Origin of the sequence: Gordonia polyisoprenivorans NBRC 16320 = JCM 10675 (assembly GCF_000241325.1) — a bacterium.
Lineage (GTDB): Bacteria > Actinomycetota > Actinomycetes > Mycobacteriales > Mycobacteriaceae > Gordonia > Gordonia polyisoprenivorans.
Window position 1 is genome coordinate 1 of the sequence record NZ_BAEI01000009.1, and the last position, 20,268, is coordinate 20,268.

Annotated in this window: 21 protein-coding genes; 10 read left to right on the forward strand and 11 right to left on the reverse strand. The window is 67.2% G+C overall.

Translation table 11 applies throughout. The annotated features are described in order from the left end of the window. A partial coding sequence (locus tag GOPIP_RS02815) for a peroxidase family protein (RefSeq protein WP_006368021.1) occupies positions 1 to 1,352 on the forward strand: 1,352 nt, incomplete at its 5' end. Positions 1,353 to 1,431: 79 nt separating this feature from the next. Here the strand turns inward: GOPIP_RS02815 and GOPIP_RS02820 are convergent. Next, positions 1,432 to 1,965: an FBP domain-containing protein gene (locus tag GOPIP_RS02820; RefSeq protein WP_006368022.1), complete on the reverse strand. Its 534-nt coding sequence runs from the start codon at positions 1,963 to 1,965 to the stop codon at positions 1,432 to 1,434. Between the two features lie 335 nt (positions 1,966 to 2,300). On the opposite strand from GOPIP_RS02820, the gene GOPIP_RS02825 reads away from it, so the two are divergent. The 5 genes from GOPIP_RS02825 (at position 2,301) to GOPIP_RS02845 (ending at position 6,959) form a co-directional block, all read left to right on the forward strand. Beyond that, complete coding sequence (locus GOPIP_RS02825) at positions 2,301 to 2,894, forward strand: class I SAM-dependent methyltransferase (protein ID WP_006368023.1); 594 nt, start codon at positions 2,301 to 2,303, stop codon at positions 2,892 to 2,894. A gap of 130 nt (positions 2,895 to 3,024) precedes the next feature. Next, positions 3,025 to 4,317 (forward strand): GTP cyclohydrolase II, encoded by a 1,293-nt coding sequence (locus GOPIP_RS02830; protein WP_006368024.1) that lies wholly within the window; start codon positions 3,025 to 3,027, stop codon positions 4,315 to 4,317. Then, the gene (locus GOPIP_RS02835) at positions 4,314 to 5,558 is read left to right on the forward strand and encodes a URC4/urg3 family protein (RefSeq protein ID WP_050955230.1); all 1,245 of its coding nucleotides are present in this window, start codon (positions 4,314 to 4,316) and stop codon (positions 5,556 to 5,558) included. Before GOPIP_RS02830 ends, GOPIP_RS02835 begins: the two co-directional genes overlap by 4 nt. 45 nt (positions 5,559 to 5,603) lie before the next feature. After that, complete coding sequence (gene upp / locus GOPIP_RS02840; RefSeq protein ID WP_006368026.1) at positions 5,604 to 6,233, forward strand: uracil phosphoribosyltransferase; 630 nt, start codon at positions 5,604 to 5,606, stop codon at positions 6,231 to 6,233. A 27-nt stretch (positions 6,234 to 6,260) separates the two neighbouring features. Continuing rightward, entirely contained in the window at positions 6,261 to 6,959 is a 699-nt protein-coding gene (locus tag GOPIP_RS02845) for a YoaK family protein (protein ID WP_006368027.1), read from the forward strand. 3 nt (positions 6,960 to 6,962) lie between these two features. On the opposite strand, the gene GOPIP_RS02850 is transcribed toward GOPIP_RS02845, so the two are convergent. From GOPIP_RS02850 to GOPIP_RS02870, 5 genes are all read right to left on the reverse strand, one after another. Further along, entirely contained in the window at positions 6,963 to 7,556 is a 594-nt protein-coding gene (locus GOPIP_RS02850; protein ID WP_006368028.1) for a TetR/AcrR family transcriptional regulator, read from the reverse strand. Beyond that, complete coding sequence (locus GOPIP_RS02855; protein ID WP_006368029.1) at positions 7,553 to 8,452, reverse strand: ABC transporter ATP-binding protein; 900 nt, start codon at positions 8,450 to 8,452, stop codon at positions 7,553 to 7,555. Before GOPIP_RS02855 ends, GOPIP_RS02850 begins: the two co-directional genes overlap by 4 nt. After that, complete coding sequence (locus GOPIP_RS02860; RefSeq protein WP_006368030.1) at positions 8,449 to 9,276, reverse strand: ABC transporter ATP-binding protein; 828 nt, start codon at positions 9,274 to 9,276, stop codon at positions 8,449 to 8,451. Before GOPIP_RS02860 ends, GOPIP_RS02855 begins: the two co-directional genes overlap by 4 nt. Next, a complete protein-coding gene (locus tag GOPIP_RS02865; RefSeq protein ID WP_035726998.1) occupies positions 9,273 to 10,325 on the reverse strand; it encodes an ABC transporter permease in 1,053 nt (350 codons plus the stop codon). Before GOPIP_RS02865 ends, GOPIP_RS02860 begins: the two co-directional genes overlap by 4 nt. Before the next feature lie 95 nt (positions 10,326 to 10,420). Continuing rightward, on the reverse strand, positions 10,421 to 11,155 hold the full coding sequence (locus tag GOPIP_RS02870) for a glucose 1-dehydrogenase (protein WP_006368032.1): 735 nt from the start codon (positions 11,153 to 11,155) through the stop codon (positions 10,421 to 10,423). A gap of 172 nt (positions 11,156 to 11,327) precedes the next feature. Here GOPIP_RS02870 and GOPIP_RS02875 point away from each other — a divergent pair, with 172 nt between their 5' ends. Continuing rightward, positions 11,328 to 12,428, forward strand: coding sequence for an NAD(P)H-dependent amine dehydrogenase family protein (locus GOPIP_RS02875; protein ID WP_035727000.1), 1,101 nt, complete (start codon positions 11,328 to 11,330; stop codon positions 12,426 to 12,428). On the opposite strand, the gene GOPIP_RS02880 is transcribed toward GOPIP_RS02875, so the two are convergent. Together GOPIP_RS02880 and GOPIP_RS02885 are read right to left on the reverse strand one after the other, a co-directional pair. Continuing rightward, a complete protein-coding gene (locus tag GOPIP_RS02880; RefSeq protein ID WP_006368034.1) occupies positions 12,421 to 12,972 on the reverse strand; it encodes a dihydrofolate reductase family protein in 552 nt (183 codons plus the stop codon). The two genes, GOPIP_RS02875 and GOPIP_RS02880, sit on opposite strands and share 8 nt — an antisense overlap. Beyond that, positions 12,969 to 13,928, reverse strand: a complete 960-nt coding sequence (locus GOPIP_RS02885) for a helix-turn-helix domain-containing protein (protein ID WP_006368035.1) — start codon at positions 13,926 to 13,928, stop codon at positions 12,969 to 12,971. Before GOPIP_RS02885 ends, GOPIP_RS02880 begins: the two co-directional genes overlap by 4 nt. A 195-nt stretch (positions 13,929 to 14,123) precedes the next feature. Here GOPIP_RS02885 and GOPIP_RS02890 point away from each other — a divergent pair, with 195 nt between their 5' ends. Further along, on the forward strand, positions 14,124 to 14,951 hold the full coding sequence (locus GOPIP_RS02890) for a crotonase/enoyl-CoA hydratase family protein (RefSeq protein ID WP_006368036.1): 828 nt from the start codon (positions 14,124 to 14,126) through the stop codon (positions 14,949 to 14,951). A gap of 29 nt (positions 14,952 to 14,980) precedes the next feature. Here GOPIP_RS02890 and GOPIP_RS02895 read toward each other — a convergent pair whose 3' ends face one another. Next, positions 14,981 to 15,454, reverse strand: a complete 474-nt coding sequence (locus tag GOPIP_RS02895; protein WP_006368037.1) for a nitroreductase family deazaflavin-dependent oxidoreductase — start codon at positions 15,452 to 15,454, stop codon at positions 14,981 to 14,983. A 133-nt stretch (positions 15,455 to 15,587) separates the two neighbouring features. On the opposite strand from GOPIP_RS02895, the gene GOPIP_RS02900 reads away from it, so the two are divergent. Further along, entirely contained in the window at positions 15,588 to 16,160 is a 573-nt protein-coding gene (locus GOPIP_RS02900; protein WP_006368038.1) for a hypothetical protein, read from the forward strand. A gap of 20 nt (positions 16,161 to 16,180) precedes the next feature. Here the strand turns inward: GOPIP_RS02900 and GOPIP_RS02905 are convergent, their stop codons facing one another. Further along, positions 16,181 to 17,215, reverse strand: coding sequence for a hypothetical protein (locus GOPIP_RS02905; protein ID WP_006368040.1), 1,035 nt, complete (start codon positions 17,213 to 17,215; stop codon positions 16,181 to 16,183). Continuing rightward, positions 17,208 to 19,304, reverse strand: coding sequence for a molecular chaperone HtpG (gene htpG / locus GOPIP_RS02910; RefSeq protein WP_006368042.1), 2,097 nt, complete (start codon positions 19,302 to 19,304; stop codon positions 17,208 to 17,210). Before htpG ends, GOPIP_RS02905 begins: the two co-directional genes overlap by 8 nt. A 183-nt stretch (positions 19,305 to 19,487) precedes the next feature. Between htpG and GOPIP_RS02915 the strand changes: the two genes are divergently transcribed. Next, the gene (locus tag GOPIP_RS02915) at positions 19,488 to 20,240 is read left to right on the forward strand and encodes a PIG-L family deacetylase (protein WP_006368044.1); all 753 of its coding nucleotides are present in this window, start codon (positions 19,488 to 19,490) and stop codon (positions 20,238 to 20,240) included. Positions 20,241 to 20,268 lie beyond the last annotated feature (28 nt).

Genomic DNA, 20,268 nt, shown 5'->3' on the forward strand with positions numbered 1-20,268 from the left:
AGGCCGCACCGCTGGAACAGATGGGGCTGGGCTGGAAGAACCCGCAGGGCACCGGCGTCGGCAACGACACCATCACCAGTGGCCTGGAGGTCACCTGGACCCACACCCCCACCAAGTGGGACAACTCGTTCCTGGAGATCCTCTACGGCAACGAGTGGGAACTGACCAAGAGCCCGGCCGGAGCCAACCAGTGGAAGCCCAAGGACAACGGCTGGGCCAACTCGGTGCCGATGGCCCAGGGCGACGGCAAGACCCACCCGTCGATGCTGACCACCGACCTCACGATGCGGTTCGATCCGATCTACGGCGAGATCACCCGCCGCTGGCTCGATCATCCCGAAGAGCTGGCCGACGAGTTCGCCAAGGCCTGGTTCAAGCTGCTGCACCGTGACATGGGCCCGGCCATCCGCTACCGCGGTCCGTTGGCCCCCGCCGAGACCTACCTGTGGCAGGACAACGTTCCCGCACAGCAGGGACCGACGATCTCCGACGCCGACGTCGACTCGCTGAAGTCGTCAATCCTCGAGTCCGGTCTGTCGGTGGCACAACTGGTCTCGACCGCGTGGAAGGCAGCGGCGACGTTCCGCGGCAGTGACTTCCGCGGGGGCGCGAACGGCGGCCGGATCCGGTTGCAGCCCCAATTGGGTTGGGAATCCAGCGAACCGGACGAGCTGGCACAGGTCATCAGCACCCTCGAAGGAATCGCCGACGCCTTCAACAAGGAGTCCGGTCCGAAGGTCTCCTTCGCCGATCTCGTGGTGCTCGGCGGTGTCGTCGGCATCGAGAAGGCGGCCAAGGCCGCCGGATTGTCGGTGTCGGTGCCGTTCACACCCGGTCGTACCGACGCCTCGCAGGACGAGACCGACGTCGAGTCGTTCGCATACCTCGAGCCGCGCTACGACGGTTTCCGCAACTACGAGGGCAAGGGCAACGAACTGCCCGCCGAGTACAACCTGGTCGACAAGGCCAACCTGTTGACCCTCTCGGCACCGGAGATGACGGTGCTCGTCGGTGGTCTGCGCGTGCTCGGCGCCAACTATCAGGGTTCGTCACTCGGTGTGCTCACCGAAACGCCCGGCACGCTGACCAACGACTTCTTCGTCAACATCTGTGACATGGACGTCGAGTGGGCACCGTCGCCGGCCGATGACGGCACTTATGTCGCGACCGATCGGGCGACCGGCGCGCAGAAGTGGACCGGCACGCGGGTGGATCTGGCCTTCGGGTCGAACTCGGATCTGCGGGCATTGGCCGAGGTGTACGCCGAGGACACCTCCACGGAGAAGTTCGTGGCCGACTTCGTCGCCGCGTGGACCAAGGTGATGGAACTCGACCGGTACGACCTGCACTGACCTGGCCGGTCATCGCACCCGATCGGGGGCATCGTCGCGCATGTCGCGTCGGTGCCCCCGATCGTCGTACGTCACCGGGTCACCGGGTCACCGGCTCCCCGACTCGGGCGACGAACCGTGCGACCCGCTCGCGCAGCGCACCGATGCGCAGCCGACGTACCCGCTCGGGATCGTCACCGGCCATCGCCGACGACGGCTTGCGTCGCACGTTCTCCGAGCATTCGAAGTTCGCACAGATGAGGGTTCCGACGGTGTCACCCTTGCGACCCGCGGCGCCCGCGCGCCGCGCGGCGAAGAGGATCACCTCATTGGGTAGCGAAATGTCTTCGCACAGTGCGCATTGCGGTCGCGTGCGGGCCGGGACGGCGCCGGCACGCAGCATGATCCCGGTCGGCTCGGCACCGCCGCCCTCCCCGGAGTCGTCACCTGCGTCGGGCGCGGGAGCGAGAACGAGATACCCGGTGCCCGGTGATTTGGGATCGCGCCAACCGAGATAGTCGAGCCGGTCCCACCGGATGGCGTCGAATCCGTCGGGCATGGTGATCGCTTTGCGTTCACGCACCGAGGTGTTGACGAACGATGCGCGGATCTCTGATTCGGTCATGGGTCGCATGGAAGACTCCTGGGAGATGTGCACCGCGCGAGGGTGAGCTGCCGTGCAGGCGCGGCGTCGACGGCCGATCGCACGGTGGTGACGTCGCACGGTGGTGAAGGGACGCGGAGCGTGTGTCCGCAGAAATGACTCATCGCGCGAACGCCTCTGTCGGACGTTCGCGGCGTATGCCTGCGGCTATCTGCGGCCGGCGCGTACGCCGGCGACCTCCCGTCGATTCACGTGCGCCAGTGTCATCGTCCGGGGTGCCCGGAGTCAACACGTTTCCCGCCGACAGGCGTGTTGGTTCATGTGCCGTCCCGGGACGTGGGCTCTTCACGTGACACACTCGGCTCATGACCCGATGGGACGGCACGGCGGCGCCACGTGGTGACGACTACGACGACCGCTGGTCTTGCCTGGCCGCCGCGGGCGAGAACATCCACGGTGAAGCCGACCTGGTCGCCGATCTCGCACGCGGGATCGGCGGTCGGCGCATACTCGACGCCGGGTGCGGCACGGGGCGGGTTGCCATCGAGCTGGCCCGCCGCGGTTTCGAGGTCGTCGGCGTCGACGCCGACCCCTCGATGCTGGCGACCGCCCACCGCAAGTCCGGCGACATCCGTTGGCTCCGAGCCGATCTGAGTTCACTCGACGCCCACCTCGACGAGGTCTTCGATCTCATTGTGCTCGCCGGGAACGTGATGATCTTCCTCACGCCCGGCACCGAGGCCGGGGTGCTGCGCCAGTGCGCGTCGAGGCTACGGCCGGGCGGGCTGCTGGTCGCCGGATTCCAGCTCCGCCCGGACCGTCTTGCACTGTCCGACTACGACATCCACGCCCGCTCCGCCGGCCTCGAACCGGTCGGGAGATTCGCCACCTGGGACCGCCGGCCGTTCGCCGGCGGGGATTACGCGGTGTCGGTGCACTCGCGCCCGGCAGACCGCTGAGATCGGTGCCGATGCCCCGCCCGCTCGCCCGGCGGCAGCCGTCGGCAGTGGCTATGCTGGCGGTTTCCCCGAGGGAGGCATCCGGGATACCGGTACCACCGAATGCCGGGGTAGGTGAAAGGAGTCGCCGATGCCTGCCGCATCCGACAGTTCTGTGCCCGCGGATTCTCGGCCGTCGGCGGTGCGCACACCCGGGCACATCCGCCTCACCTCGCACAGCGGCGGTGCCAGTGCCCCGGCCATCACCTGGGGTGCGCCGACTGCCCGAGAGCGGGGGCCGGTGATCGCAACCACCACCGACCGCGCCCACCGCAACGTGATCGGGACGCACTCCGGCTCCTACAGCGTCTATCGCGCGCTCGCCGTCGCCTCCGGCGCGCTGTCGCGGGAGCATCGGGCCGACCTCACCAACACCTCCCCCACCGACGTCGTCGGGCCGCACCCACAGTGGGCCGACCGCAACGCCATCGTCAGCATCGATCCCTGGGGCGCACTCGTCGCCGAGTCGTTCCCGGAACCCCTCGCCGCGGGATACGACATCCGTCCCACGATCGCGATCACCAAGGCCCATGTGATCCTGCCCGAGATCATCGATGCCATCGCACAGGGTCGCCTGCAGCCCGATGGCGAGGTCCTGCTGCCCGCCGGCGCGGCGCTGGTCACCAAGGCGGCCGTCGAACCCGTGTGGTGGTTACCCGGCATTGCCGATCGATTCGGCTGCAGCGACACCGAATTGCGCCGTGTCCTCTTCGAGGAGACCGGTGGCATGTACCCGGAGCTGGTGACGCGACCGGATCTGGAGGTCTTCCTGCCGCCGATCGGTGGCCAGACCGTCTACATCTTCGGCGATCCGCAAGGCCTGTCCGATCCCGCTGTCGAACTGACCGCGCGGGTGCACGACGAGTGCAACGGCTCGGACGTGTTCGGCTCGGACATCTGCACCTGCCGCCCCTATCTCACCCACGCGATCGAGGAATGCATCCAGGGAGTCCAGCGCGGCGGGGTGGGTCTGGTCGCCTACTCCCGCAAGGAGGGGCGCGCCCTCGGCGAGGTCACCAAGTTCCTGGTCTACAACGCCCGCAAACGACAGATCGGCGGCGACACCGCCGATCAGTACTTCGCTCGCACCGAATGCGTTGCCGGCGTTCAGGACATGCGTTTTCAAGAACTCATGCCCGACGTCCTGCACTGGCTTGGTATCACCCGTATCGACCGGCTGGTGTCGATGAGCAACATGAAATACGACGCCATCACCGGCTCGGGCATCGAGGTCGGCGAACGCGTCGACATACCACCCGAACTCATCCCGGAGGATGCGCGCGTGGAGATCGACGCCAAAACAGCCGCAGGCTATTTCACCAGCGGCGCGGTGCCGACCACCGACGACCTGCGTCAGGTGAAGGGCCGGGGGCTGAGCCGATGAGCTCACCCGCTGGCCGGTCCTCGACGCCGTCGGTGGGCACCCTCGACGGGCCCGCCGCTCTTCGGTCGACCGCCGAGATCCGGCGTCGCGCAGGTGATCTCCTCGCCTCCGCCCGTGCCGGCCGATCCGCCCATTTCACGGTCGACGACTCACGCATCGGCACGGTGGTCGAGTTCGTGTCGGCGCTGACGCGCGAGCGCTACCCCGACCTCGACATCCCCTTCCACAGCCGGTGGCGCCACGTCGAGGCCGGCGGCATCGATCGCCGCGCGGAACTCGACGCGCGACTCGGCGACGTCGATGCCGCCGAGCGCGCCCGCACCCACATCGATCTCGCCGTGGTGAGTGTTCTTCTCGACGCCGGCGCCGGAGCCGACTGGTACTTCGACGAGCCGGGCACCGGACTGCGGTTCACCCGCTCCGAGGGACTCGCGGTGGCAAGCGTCCACGCGTTCTTCGGCGGCGTCTTCTCCGGCAGCCCCGAAAAGCCCCTACGGGTAGATGCCGACGGTCTGCGCCTTCTGGATTCGGCGCGCCTGTCAACAGCTTTCGGCATCACCGAGACCACGCCGCTCGTCGGTCTCGACGGTCGGCTGCAGGTACTGACCCGGCTCGCCGACGCCATGGCGGCACGACCAGACGTGTTCGGCACCGGACGTCCGGGCGATCTGTTCGACCACCTCGGAGGCGGCACACGAGAGATCCGGGCACACGAGATCCTCACCGCACTGCTCGATCTCTTCGCCCCGATCTGGCCCTCGGACAACCGGATCGACGGCATCGCGCTGGGCGACTGCTGGCGCCATGGTGACGTCCACGGCCCCGGTGCGACCGACGGATGGATGCCGTTCCACAAGCTGTCGCAGTGGCTGACGTATTCGCTGCTCGAACCCTTCGCGGCGGCCGGGGTCGAGGTCGGCGGCCTCGATGATCTGACCGCGTTGCCCGAATATCGCAACGGCGGCCTGCTGCTCGACTCCGGCGTCCTGGCCACGGTGAATCCGGATGCCGCACAGTCGGTGTGGTCGGTCGGCGACGAGTTCGTCGTCGAGTGGCGCGCACTGACCGTGGCCCTGCTCGACGAACTCGCACCACTGGTGGCCGCCGAACTCGGTGTCCCGGGATTGCCCCTGGCATGCGTCCTCGAAGGCGGGACCTGGGCCGCCGGGCGCCGATATGCGGCCCAGCTGCGGGGCGGCCTGCCACCATTGACCATCGACAGCGATGGAACGGTGTTCTGACCCGGGCACCCGGACGTCCACCGACCATCGAAGAAGGGCCACCTGATGAATGCCGTGCACGTCATCGATCATCCACTCGTGCAACACAAGCTGACGCTGATGCGACAGGCCGACACCTCCACCAACGATTTCCGCCGCCTGCTCAACGAGATCGCCACCCTGATGGCCTACGACGTACTCGCCGACATCCCGATGCAGGAGATCACCGTCAAGACGCCGATGGAGGTCACCACCGGCCGGGTGATCGACGGCAAGAAGCTGGTCTTCGCGTCGATCCTGCGTGGGGGAACCTCGATCGCCGACGGCATGCTCACGGTGGTGCCCGGTGCGCGGATCGGTCACATCGGGCTCTACCGCGATCCGAAAACCCATGTTGCCGTGGAGTATTACTTCAAGATGCCTCGTGAGCTCGAGGAACGCGACGTCGTGATCGTCGACCCACTGCTGGCCACCGGACATTCGGCGGTGGCCGCGGTGGACCGGATCAAGGAGTATCGGCCGCGCTCGATCCGGTTCGTCGCTCTGTTGACCTGCCCCGAGGGTCTGGCGATGCTTCACGGCGCCCACCCGGACGTGCCGGTGTTCACCGCGTCGGTGGACCGTGAACTCGATGCCAACGGTTACATCCTGCCCGGTCTCGGTGACGCCGGCGACCGGATCTACGGCACCGCCTGAGCCGAACGAGAGTCAGAGAGCCGATCAATGCCGACGGTACAGACCAGTTCCTCGTTACGATTCGCCTTCCTCGTCACCTGCGCGGGCGGATTCCTCGACAGCTATACCTACCTCGCGCGAGGTGGCGCCTTCGCCACCGCTCAAACCGGGAACGTGGTGTTCTTCGCCGTCGAGATCGCCCAGCGACACCCGATGCAGGCGCTGGCGCATGTGTGGCCGATTCTGGCATTCCTCGTCGGAATCGGGGCGGCGGTGCACATCCGCAAGGGCAGGCTCGATCGCCTACTGCCCCACCCGATCCGGGTGACCGTCGCCCTGCAAGCGGCGATCCTCGCCATCGTCGGATTCATCCCGTCGAGTGCCCCGCACTATACGGTGACGATCCCGATAGCCTTCGTCGCCGCGATGCAGATCGAGATGTTCCGGAACGTCGCCGGGCACAACTACGTCGCCATCGCCACCACCGGGAACCTGATGCGTCTGGTCGAGGCGGCACACGGGGTGGCGGTGGATCGCGACCCGGAATCGCGGCGGCCACTGGCGATCTATCTCGGAGTGGTCGGGATCTTCGCGGGCGGCGCTCTGATCGGCGCGCTGGCCACACACCTCATCGGGGTCCACGCGGCCTGGATACCTGCGGCATTCCTGGGCGTCACCCTCGCCCTGTTCATCTGGGACGAGCGCGACACCCCCGGCGTCGCCGAGACGGACGAATCCGCGCCGTAGCGCTCAGGTCAGGTCGCCGGTGAGATAGTGGGTGATGACCGGGCCGACCTGCGCCACGAGCTGGTCGCGATCGGCTGCCACGATCTCCGGTTGCTGGATCACGAAGCGCATCATGAGAAGTCCGAACATCTGGGAGGCGATCAGCGCCAGTCGCCGCTCTCGGCGGTCGGCGCGGACCGCACCGCCGAGCGCAACCTCCACGATTGCTCCCGGAACGTCCTGCGCCGGGCCGGCGGCATGGTTGGTCGAAGCGATGAGCCGCAGGACGCCGGGAATGTGTGATTGCAACTCCGGTGTTTCCCACGCTCGGATGGCCCGTCGCACGAACTCCGGGCCGGCACGCTCGTCGGTCGGCATGTCGACGAACACCACCGACAAGTCGACGGGCGGTCGTAGTGCCTCGGCCACCAGGTTCTTCTTCGGCCCGAAGTAGTGATGGACCAACGCCGGGTCGACACCGGCACGGCCGGCCACGGCACGTACCGTGGTTCGATCGAACCCGTTGTCCGCCAGTAATTCCCGGGTCGCCGTCAGGATCCTCTCGCGAGTGTCGCGCGACTGTCCCGCCGGTGGTCTGCCCCGCGTCCGCCCGGTCATCGCGTTTCCGGGGTGCGGGCGAGAACCAGCATCCGTTCCTCGATGGTCGCCGGGACCGTGGTGACCTCGGCGGAGATGTCGGCATGCTCGAGGATGCCGCGCACCTGCGCCGGATCGGTGTCGGCCACCCGGATGGTCCGGCCGGCCAGGATGACCGGAACACCTGCGCCCTGCAGCGCCGCGAAGGCTCCGCGCCAGTCCGGCGTGTCCACGAGCGCGGCGCGCGTGTCACCGACGACGTCCTCCTCACTGCCCTGCGCGACCAGCCGACCCGCCGACATCAGCAGCAGCCGGTCGCACTCCTGCGCCTCCTCCATGTAATGCGTGGTGACCAGAACCCCCACCCCGGAATCCGCCTGCGCGCGAATGGTGTCCCAGAGCTGCGCCCGGGACAACGCATCCACCCCCGAGGTCGGCTCGTCGAGGACGAGGATGTCGGGATGATGGGCGAGCGCGACCGCGAAGGCGACCTTGCGCTGGGTGCCGAGCGGCAGATTCCCGACGAGGGTGTCGGCGTAGCCCGCGAGATCGGCGGGGACCATCGCATCACCGTGATAGGCATCCGCGCTGAACGTCATGTTCTCGCGCACGGTCAGATCGCGGTACAGGCCCAGATTCTGGGGCACGTAGCCGAGCCGCGCCCGCCGGCGCTGGTCGGGTGGGCCGTCGAACAGGGAGGTCTGCCCGTCGGTCGGCGCGAGTAATCCCAACAACATCCGGATAAGGGTCGTCTTGCCGGCACCGTTGGCGCCGAGAAGTCCGACGACCTCACCCGACTCCACCGACATCGTGACCTCGGACACGGCGACGAAATCACCGAATCGTCGGGTCACCGAACGGCTGCCGAGTAGCGATCCGGTGGCCTCGGGCGTGGTCCCCCGTTGCTCCGCGCTCATGCCGGTGCCCCCTGACTGTTCCGCCGCGCCAAGGAGAGTGCGATCACGATGTCCTCGAGGTCGGGGGCGACCCTGGAATCCGGGGTCGTGTCTTCTTCTGTCGTCCAGTATTCGTGGCGTTGGTGGCCGCGCCGCCACGACCAGTCTCGTCGCACCGGGGTGGCGCCCTCGGTGATGATGCCGGAGAAGCCTTCTCGCACCGAATCGTAGGATCCGTCGACGAGTACGTGACCGTCGTCGAGCACGACGAGATCACCCGCGCGCTCGGCCTCGTCGAGGTAGGTCGTCGACATCAGGACGGCGGTCCCCGCCGCTGCCGTCTCGGCGATCATGCCCCACAGATCGATCCGACTCACCGGGTCGACGCCGGTACTCGGTTCGTCGAGGATCAACAGCGGTGGGCGGTGGATCATGGCCATCGCGGTGCCCAGCTTGCGTCGCATACCGCCGGACAGGTCCCGCGCCATCCGGTCGGCCGCCACGGACAGACCGGAACGCTCGATCAATTCGTCACGGCGCGAACGGAGTTGCTCTCCTCCGAGTCCGTAGATGCCGCCGACGAAGTCGAGATTCTGCCGGACGGTCAGAGCTCCCCAACTGCCCGGACCGGCCGCGAGGAATCCCACGTGCTTCTTGGGTGGACGGTGCACCTGCCCGGAATTCGGCTGCACCTCGCCGGCGAAGAGCCGCAGCAGTGTCGACTTTCCGGCTCCGTCACCACCCACGATGGCCACGATCTCACCCTCGTGAGCGCGCACGCTCACCGAATCCAGAGCCGTGGTCTTCCCGAACGTCACGGTGACGTCCTCGGCCCCGATCATCATGCGGCCTTCTCCTGGGCCGCGCGTCGATGACCGGTGCCCGGCGCAAGGTCACGACGGAACCGCATGGTTGCCGCGGTGAACACGATGACCGCCATCACGGCGAGTATCAGCAGCGGCAGCCACAGCGTCGAGATGGGCGCCCCACGCAGCATCACCCCCTGCGAGATCATCGTGAAATAGGTCAGTGGCAGCAGATACCCGATCCAGCGCACTCCCGCGGCCATCGCGTCGAGCGGAAAGATCATGCCGGACAACAGGATCTGTGGAAGCAGAAAGAAGAAGGCGGTTTGGATGGCCTGCCCGGTGGTCTGGGAGATCGTGGATATGAACACCCCCAGACCCAGCACCACGAACAAGAACAACGCGGCGCCGATCGCGAAGGTGAGCACGTTGCCGTTGAACGGCACGTCGAACAGGAGCATGCCGAGCACCGTCACGATGATCATGTCCACGGCCGCGACCAGGAAGTAGGGCACGATCTTGCCGAGGATGACCTGGGCAGGCGAGATCGGCATCACCGCAAGCTGTTCGAGCGTCCCGGTCTCGCGTTCACGCACCAGTCCGATACTGGTGATGATCGTGCCGATGAAGGTGAGGATGAGACCGATGATCGCGGGCACCATCACCCACGACGTCTTGAGCGAGGGATTGAAGAGCACCTCGATGTGCACCTTGGCACCGAACTTGTTGAGGGCACCGACCGCCGATTGCGCGGCAAACAGATTGGACCCGTCGACAAGTGCCTCGATGGGCGCCGTCGGCGAGTCGCCGGTCACCATCGCGACGTCGACCTTGTTGTCACGCAACATGTCCCGGGCATCGGCGGCAGTGGTGTCGGTCGACTTGTCGGTCACCTCGAAGTAGGACGGCAGACCGGCGGCGACGGTGTTCGCCTGCGGTCCGACCACCGCCGTCTGTACGGAGGAGACGTAGAAGTTGGCGGCGTATCCGAAGATCACCAGCAACAGCAACGGCATCGCAACCAGCAGACCGAGCGTGCGCTTGTCGCGCACCAATTCGCGGAATTCCTTGATGATCATCGCTCGCATACCAGCGACGGTAGGTCCGCCCAGGTCACAAAGTCAACAGTTGTTGAATTAATTGTCCGAATCGTGGCGCGGCCGACGGTTGCGCGGACGCGAGATCATTTGTGGGGTACGTCGGCCGACAGACCACCGTCCATCACGAACTCGGCGCCGGTGGCGTACGACGATTCGTCGCTCGCCAGGAACACCACGAATGTCGAGACCTCGGCGGATTCGGCAGCGCGTCCCATCGGGACCTTGACCATGTCCTCGGGAATCCCCTCGGTCATCGGCGTGCGGATGAGGCCCGGGTGGATCGAGTTGACGCGGACGTTGTGCGGCGCGAGCTCGAGCGCGGCCGACTTGGCCAGCCCGCGCACACCCCACTTGGACGCCACATACCCATGCGCCCAAGGACTTCCGCGCAGCCCCTCGACCGAGGACACGTTGATGATCGACCCACCGCCCGCCGCGATCATCGGGTCGGCGACGGTCTGTATGCCGAGGAACGTGCCGGTCAGGTTGACGTCGATGATCTGCCGCCACTTGTCCAGACGAAACTTCTGAATCGTCGAGCCGTTGACGATACCGGCGTTGTTCACCAGCACATCGACCTTGCCGAATTCCTCGACGGCCGTGGTAACCGCGGCCTGCCACTGCTCCGGATCGGTGACGTCGAGATGCACGAAGCGTGCGGCCTCACCGAGTTCGGCGGCCAAGACACCGCCCTCGTCGTCGAGGATGTCGCCGATGACGACCTTCGCCCCCTCCGCCACCAGAGCGCGGGCATGCGAGGCGCCCATCCCACGCGCACCGCCTGTGATCAGTGCAACCTTGCCGTCGACTCGTCCCATGGCGAGCAACCCTACCGCGCAGCATCTCGAATGAGAACACGTTCTAGCCAGTTCGGCGAGAACGTGTTCTACTGATATGGACACCAGACCAGACAGTTGTTCACCACGGGTGCCGGAAGCGAAGCGAGCGGGCCTGGTTTTCGCGGTCCGGCGCCGCGGCAGAGAGGCAGACATGGGAGATGTTGGCGACCCGGCGATCCGGGTGGCGGTGGTGGGAACCGGCAACGCCGGACGCCTCGCGCTCGCCCAGGTCATCGCCGATCCCCGCTTCGATCTCGTCGCCGTCGGTGTGCACTCCCCGGAGAAGGTTGGCCTCGACGCCGCAACGATCGCCGGTGCCGCGGACACCACCGGGGTGGTGGCGACCGAGGGTCTCGATGCGGTGATCGCGGCGTCACCGCAGTGCGTCGTGTACTGCGCGATGGGCGACACCCGTCCGATCGAGGCGACGGCCGACGTCGTGCGGCTGCTCTCGGCGGGCATTCACGTGGTCGGCTCCGCGCCCGGACCGCTGCAGTATCCGTGGGGTGCCATGCCGCCCAAGGCCATCGACAAGGTGGCCACCGCCGCGCTCGACCACGATGCCGCGGTGTTCATCACCGGTGTCGATCCCGGTTTCGTCAGCGACCTGATCCCGCTCGCGTTCAGCGGAACCTGTCAACACGTCGAGCAGATCCGCTGCATGGAGATCGCCGACTACGCGACCTACGACGGCACCGAGGTGATGGTGGATGTGATGGGTTTCGGCGCTCCGCTCGATCAGACCCCGATGCTCTTCCTGCCCGGCATCCTGGGACTCGCGTGGGGAACCTCACTGCATCAGATCGCCGCCGCGATGGACGTGACCATCGATGAGATCGTCGAACGTCACGAAAGCGAGCCTGCCCCCGAAGATTTCGAGGTTGCCACCGGAACCATCGCGAAGGGGACGAGGGCCGCGGTGCGCTTCGAGATCATCGGCATGGTCGACGGCAAGCCCGGGATCGTCATCGAACACGTCACCCGCTTGCGTGGCGATCTCCGGCCGGACTGGGCGCAGCCCGCGCAACCGGGCGGCTGCTACCGCGTGGAGATCACCGGCGAACCGTCCTATCGCATCGACATCTGTCCGACGAGCCGCAAGGGCGACCACAACCACGCCGCGATCGTGGCCGCCGCGGGCCGTATCGTCAACGCCATCCCGGCGGTCGTGGCCGGCCCGGCGGGCATTCGCACGACCCTGGACCTACCGCTGATCAGCGGGCCGCGGTTGACCCCGACGGCGCTCACCTAGCTCCGTCGGGCCCGACCACTTCGTAACGGGCACAGACGAATGCCTCGTTGCGACCGTGGTCGATCAACCGGAGATCGGCGGGGCGGGTGAACAGCGGACGCCCACTGCCGAGCATGACCGGGGCGATGTTGACGATGATCTCGTCGAGCATGCCGGCCTCCGCGAATTGGGCCGCCAGATCCCCTCCCCCGACAACCCAGATGTCTTTGCCGGCAGCGGCGTCGAGGAGGGTCTGTCGTCGATCGGCGAGCGGGCCGGAGACGAAGCGAATCGACGGCGCGACCGGCTCGAGGTCACGGTGGGTGAACACGAATGTCGGTGTCGTATACGGCCATGGTTTACCGCCACCGACCTCGTGGTCGACCACCCACCGGTAGGTCGTGGCCCCCATCACCACCACCCCGATATCGCCGATGAAGTCGGTGTAATTCATCGGGCCGGTCTCGTCGATGGGCTGACGCAGCAGCCATCCGAGGTCGTCGTGGTCGTCGGCGAGAAACCCGTCGAGCGTCGTCGCGGTGTAGTAACGGAATCGAGTGCTCACGAGAGTCCTCCGGTTCGGTTGCGGTGCCACATGATCGGGTCGGGGTCACGGTGATCGGGTGAGAGATCGACGCCCGCGTCGCGCATCATCATCCGGACGAGAACACGCCGGTGGGCGGCGAAGGTCAACACATGCGCGACGATCTCGGACAGCAGGAACGATTCCGGCGGTTCACAGATGGCGTCGATCACGCGGTCGGCCCAGGCGTGGTGACGATCGATCTCCCGGATCAGCGCGAGCCAACGACCCGAGACCTCCTGGTGCAGTGCGATCAAGGCGTCGAGGCCGGTCGGGATGTCGGCCGGCGCATCGTGGCCCTCGATTGCGGCGAGCCACGGCACCTTGTCGGCGACCAGGTGCGCCAGCACGTGCGCGATCGAGTCGTCCGGACCCTGCCAGTCGCTGATCCGGTGCTCCGGCAACCTGATTCGCTCGTACTCGGCGGCCTCGAGTCCCGTGGCGGCATCGAGCAGCGCAGTCACGTCGTCGAGGTCGTGTCGTACCATCAGCGCCACCGGATTGCCCGCGGTCTCACCGTATCCCGCGGAGGTGCCCGCGCCGTCGCAATCCTCGACATACAGACCGGTGGGCGAATGGAAGTGGATACCGTTGGGCGCGGGTAGCCAGTGCCCGCGGGACGAGTCGGCGCCGGCGGAACTCGGTGGGTGGCCGAAGGCGCGGGAGTAGGCCCGGCTGAATCCCTCGACCGTGTCGTAGCCGGAATCGAAGGCCACCTCGGTGACCGAACTCCCCTGGCGCAGATACCAGCACGCCCGCTCGAGCATCACCCGCCGACGCATCGCCACCGGTGACTCTCCGGCGAATCGGCTCACCTGCCTGCTGAAATGGAATTCGGAGCTGTGCGCACCCGCCGCCATTCCGGACAGCGAGACGTTGTCGTCGGCGAGTACTGCGTCGAGCAATTCACGCACGCGGTCACGACCGGGGTCGGTCATGACCGGAGAACAGGGGTCGTCGTCATGGTTTCCAGTATCGGACGCCTGCGCCCTGCGCCGCTTGACCGTTCTTGCGGTCCTCTCCCGCGGAGCGCTCGCTCGACTGCCGTACCGACCGCACGCGACTGCCGCGACGGTGCCCGGTGGACACGTGCGGGTGAGTCGCGAGATCGGCTCCTCGGTAGCCTCCTAGACATGAGTGACACACAGTGGAAGGCCTTCGACGTCGTGGTCGGCGACGACATCGCCGAGGTGAGCCTGATCGGCCCCGGCAAGGGCAATGCGATGGGCCCGGATTTCTGGGCGGAGCTACCGGTGCTCGTCGCCGAACTCGACGCCGACGATGCGGTCCGCGCGATCGTGCTCCGCGGTTCGGGTGCGCACTTCTCCTACGGACTCGATCTCGCGGCGATGGCCGGTGACCTCGGGGCGGTTCTCGCCGACGGCTCGAAAGCCAAGGAACGCACCGAGTTCCACGACACGATCCGTCGCATGCAGGCATCGATCACTGCCGTCGCGGACTGCCGCACACCGGTGATCGCGGCGATCTCGGGCTGGTGCATCGGCGGCGGCGTGGACCTCATCACCGCCGCCGACGTCCGCTATGCCAGCTCCGACGCGAAGTTCAGTGTGCGCGAGGTGCGTGTGGCGATGGTCGCCGACGTCGGCACCCTGGCCCGCCTGCCCGGGATCATCGGCGAGGGGCACCTGCGGGAGCTCGCGTTGACCGGCAAGGACATCGACGCCGCCCGCGCGGAGAAGATCGGGCTCGTCAACGACGTGTTCGCCACCCCGGAGGAGGCACTCGAGGCCGCTCGAGCGACCGCCCGCGAGATCGCCGACAATCCGCCGCTGGTGGTCCAGGGCGTCAAGGCCGTGCTCGATCACAGCCGTTCCGCGGCTCAGGCCGACAGCCTGCGCTATGTGGCGGCCTGGAACGCGGCGTTCCTGCCGAGCAACGACCTCACCGAGGCGGTGACGGCCGTCTTCGAGAAGCGCAAGCCCAGGTTCTCCGGATCCTGAAGAACCGTAGCGTCACCGGGAGGCCGGCCTCAGTCGGTCGGCGTGAGTTCGAAGACCGGGATCAGCCGGTCGGTGCGCTTCTCGTAGAGATCGAAGTTGGGCCACACCGACCGCAACTCCTGCCATGCGGCGGCTCGGTGATCGTCATGGAGTTCGGCGACGCGCACCGCACGGCGCCGGCCACGGTCGATGATCTCGGCGGAGTCGGTGGCGCGCAGGTTGTACACCCATTGCGGAGTCTTCTCGCCGCCGAAATACGATCCGGCGATCAGCCAGCGGCCGCCGGATCGCGGGACCGCGAGCAATCGCGTCTGCCGCTCCACACCGCTACGCCTGCCCGCCACCACCACGGTCGTGTTCGGCAGTCCGGCAATGTCGAGCAGTCCGTACCGCTCGCCGGTCAACGTACGTATCACGTTGTCACACTTGACAATCTGCGGAAGATAGCGCGGCATCCAAGGAATCGAGCCGATGCGGACGGCCAGCGGGGTGAGTAAGCCCATCCGCCCAGTCTGGCACGGGCCCGGTGCACGAGACCGACATGGTTGCGCAGCGGGCCCCGATACGTCAAGGGCGGGACTCACAGGTGTGGATGCAAGTGCGCACCACAGGTCCACGTCGGCGCAGGATCTGCCCATGACATCCGATCACCGCAATCCCACATCCCCTCAGCCTGTCTCCGGGGCGGCCGACCCCGTACCCGACAGCACCGTTCCCGACAGCACCGTTCCCGACGGGGCCGTTCCCGACAGGGCCGTTCCCGACACCGATCCGATCCCGCCGACCGAGGTCGCGCAGCTGCCCTTCTGCGATGCCGCCGAACTCCGCGAACGGTGGCGTGCCCTGATGGGGCCACTCGGATTCGACGAGCCGACCCTGTGGCTGGTCTTCGTCGAACGCGGCACGCAGATGATTCCCGTGATCAACCAGTTACCGCTGCCGCACACCCCGAATCGCCATCTCCTCGACACGATGATGGAGCACCTCGGTCAGGTGATCGCCGCGACCAGCGGATTGTCCCTCGCCGCTCTGCTGGCGCGTCCGGGGGCTGATGGGGTGACGGCGCGAGACCGCGGGTGGGCATCGATGATCACCGAATGTGCTGCACGCCACCGAGTCCCACTGCAGCCGCTGTTCCGCGCCAACGACATCGCCGTCGTCGCGTTGCCCGGAGACGCCGAGTCGGGTGCGCTCGACGCGGCGTCGTGACCTCGCCCGCGGACGGCGCCTCAGCCGGCAGATGAGTACGTCGGGACGGGTTGTGCGTCGAGGTCGACCGCACCGTTCATCGGCTGGTCCACCTCCGCGGTCGTCTCGCCACCGTAGGTAGCGGTGTAGTGCGCCCGCCAGGTGACCCCACCGAACACCGATACCGAGGTGGGGGTTGCCGGATCGAGTTCCCGGACCAGGTCGTGCAGACCGCTCGGCGCGCGCCAGCGGACCGAGGAGACCTCTGCCGAGCGGTACAGGCGTTGCACGCATCCCGGCCGATCCGTCGAGGCGTCGGCCTGCGTGGAATTCGCGCATCGATCCAGGTAGGTGTGCAGCGCCGAGTCCACCGCAGCATTGCCGGCGTCACCGAGGGTGACGCCGGGATCGGCCCTCGTCGGCGCCGCCGCACCCCCGGTGACGTCGGTCGAGTCGGTGACGGCGAGGTAGCGATTGCTGCTTCCCCAGACAAGACGGCCCGGAAAGACATAGGCGGTGCCGATCCCGGCGACCGGCCGACCCTGCAGCGACAGACCGGGAATCGTCGACGACGCCAGTTCCACCGCGGCGAGACCGTCGTCGACCAGCCATCGCCGGCCGTCGCGCACCGTGCGATACGTCGTGCGGACCGGATGGCCACCGATCCGGAACTCGGCACCGACATCGGCGGACTCGCCGGCGGTCCGGGAACCGGGTGGTGGGGTCGGCGCGACCGGAGTCGTCGAGCCGCCGCTGCTTTCACCCGAACCGAGCTCGCGTGCGAAGACGTCGGTGATCGCGGCGGCGGCGTGCGCCCGCGCCAACGCGTCGGACGTCAGGAACTCGCGCGACGAGGGCTCGGTCATCAGCGCGAGCGCGGCGGCACCGTCGTCGTCGGCGACCGCGCGCAGAAAGGCGGAGACCGTCTCGGCCGGGGTGGACGGCGAGGAATCCTCACGTCCAAGGGTGAACACCAGCGTCGTCGCCACGGCAACGACGATCACCACCAACGTGGCGGCGCCGGCGAGCCATCCTCGTCCCGGCCGGCGACGCCACGTGGTGGTGGGCTCACTCACCCGACTGCGTCGCCCCTTCTGCGTCCGCCCCTTCTGCGTCCGCCCCTTCTGCGTCACCCTTCGGCGACTCCCCCGCGGTGTCCCCTGCCGCAGCGGCACCGTCCTGCTCCTGCGCGCCGAGCGAATCGGTGAGCGTCGCCGCCAGCAGCCGGGCGAACGCGGCCGGGTCGTCGAGTTCGCCGCCTTCGGCGATCAGCGCCATGCCATAGACGAGTCGGGCGGTGTCGATGAGCGACTGGTGATCGGTCGTGGCACCGAACGCCTTGTTCAGGCCGGCGACCAGCGGGTGCGCGGCGTTGAGTTCGAGTGCCCGCTTGGTCTTGGGCACCTCCTGACCCGACGCCCGATACAGCTTCTCCAGCTGCGGCGACATCGAGAAGTCGTCACCGACGAGGCAGGCCGCCGATTCGGTGAGTCGTTTGGACAGCCGAGCCTCGGTGATGTCGTCGGAGAGCGCCTCGCCCAGCCACGTCAGCAGACCCTCGAAGTCCTTGGCCTTCTCGTCGTCGGCATCGTCGGCGTCGGAGTCCCCGTCGATGCCGTCGAGGTCGACGGCTCCCTTCGCCACCGACCGGAACTGCTTGCCCTCGAATTCCAGGCCGGCACCGACCCACATCTCGTCCACCGGATCGGCGAGGATCAGCACCTCGATCCCCTTGGCGCGGAACGCCTCCAGATGCGGGGAGCTCTCGATCTGCTGACGCGACTCACCGGTCATGTAGTAGATCGAGTCCTGCTTCTCCGGCATCCGGCCCACGTAATCGGCAAGCGACGTCAGTTCCTCGTCGCTGTGGGTGGAGGCGAACACCGACGCCTTGAGGACGGCATCGCGGTTGTCGAAGTCGTTGACCAGACCTTCCTTGAACACGCGACCGAAGCTCGACCAGAAGGTCTGGTAGTCCTCCGGCCGGGAGCTGCGCATCTCGCTGACCGTCGAGATGACCTTCTTGGTGAGGCGGCGCCGGATGGCACGGATCTGCCGGTCCTGCTGCAGGATTTCCCGAGACACGTTGAGCGACAGGTCCGCCGCGTCGACGACACCCTTGACGAACCTCAGATACTCGGGCATCAGCTCTTCGCAGTCGTCCATGATGAACACACGCTTGACGTAGAGCGAGATACCGACGTTGCGCTCGCGCATGAACAGATCGAACGGCGCCTGGGTGGGGATGAACAGCAACGCCTGGTACTCGAAGGTGCCCTCGGCCTTGAGCGTGATGATCTCCAGAGGCTTGTCCCACGCATGCGAGACGTGCCGGTAGAACTCCTCGTATTCCTCGTCGGACACCTCATCGCGCGAGCGCGCCCACAGCGCCTTCATCGAGTTGATGGTCTCGGGCTCGACGGTGGTGACGGTGGTCGGCTCACCGCCCTCTTCCTCGGCGGGCGTCGTGGTCGTCTTCTCGACATCCATCCGGATCGGCCAGCCGATGAAGTCGGAGTACTTCTTGACCAACGAGCGCAAGGTGGCCGGGTCGGTGTAGTCGTGCAGGTGGTTCTCGGTGTCGACGGGCTTGAGCGTCAAGGTGACGGCGGTACCCTGCGGCGCGTCGGCGACCTCGTCGAGGGTGTAGGTCCCGTCCCCGGTCGACTCCCATCGGGTACCGGTTGCCTCGCCCGCCTTCTTGGTGACCAGGGTGACGGTGTCGGCGACCATGAACGTGGAGTAGAAGCCGATTCCGAACTGGCCGATCAGCTCGTCGGTCGCAGCGGAGTCCGACCCGGACTTCTGGGCCTCGGCGAGCTGTTTGCGCAACTCCGCGGTACCCGACTTGGCGAGGGTGCCGATCAGATCGACCACCTCCTCGCGCGACATGCCGATGCCGTTGTCGCGCACGGTCAGCGACCGCGGACCCGACTCGCCCTCGGCCGGCTTCACGGTTTCGAGCGTGATGTGCAGATCCGACGTGTCGACGTCGAGATCCTTGTTCAGCAACGACTCCAGACGCAGCTTGTCGAGCGCGTCCGAGGCATTCGAGATCAACTCCCGCAGAAAGCTGTCCTTGTTGGAGTAGATCGAGTGGACCATCAGGTCCAGCAGCTGCCGGGTCTCGGCCTGGAATTCTCTGACTTCTGATGCGGTACTCATCGACGACCTCCACATGCTCATGGATCACCTATCCCCGACCGGGCGTGCGCCGCGGCGGACGCGGTCTGCCCGGGTCGGGGGACAACGTCGGATTTTAGCGAGCCGTGAACGCAGTACGCTGAACAGGGTCTCGCACGATCGACGGCGCCCGGTCGCCCGACACCGAGGAGGTGACGACGGTAGATGACGGTTCCGCGGATGATGCTCGTGCACGCCCACCCCGACGACGAATCATTGTGGACCGGCGGCACGATCGCCCGTCACGTCGAACTCGGCGGCGACGTGTCGGTGGTGACCGCGACCTGGGCGACGGGTACGTCCCGGCACGGTGAACTGCGCAACGCACTCACCGAGCTCGGGGTGACACGCGAGCCGATCATGCTGGGATTCGCCGACGACGGGGTCCCCGTGTCGGCGCCCGGCGCGAAGAGATTCTGCGACGTCAGCTTCGACAAGCAGGTGCGGATTCTGGTCGGCCACATCCGCCGGCTGCGCCCGGAGATCCTGCTCACCTACGATCCGGTCGGCATCTACGGGCACCGCGATCACGTTCACGCGCACCGGCTGGCCCTCGCGGCCGCCGATGCCGCAGGCGCCTCCATGCTCCATCGGAGCACCGGACCGGCCTGGCGCATCCGCTCGGTGTACATGGCCACCATCGCCGACTGGATGATCGAGGACGTCGTCGACGACTTCTTTCCGACGATCTCCCGGTACGCCCTGCCGGGCACGCCACCTTCGGGCATCGACCTCGAACTCGACGTGTCGGCGTGGGTCAAGCAGAAGGCCGCGGCGGTCGCCTCACATCGCTCGGAAGTGGAACGCAGCCAGATGATCTCGAGTCTGATGAATCTGCCGCGCGAACGGCGTGACCGCCTCTTCGGCACCGAATGCTACATCCGCCGCGACCTCGTGCGCGGCGGCGTCGACCTGTGAGAAGTGTACTGCCACCCCGTCGTCCGCG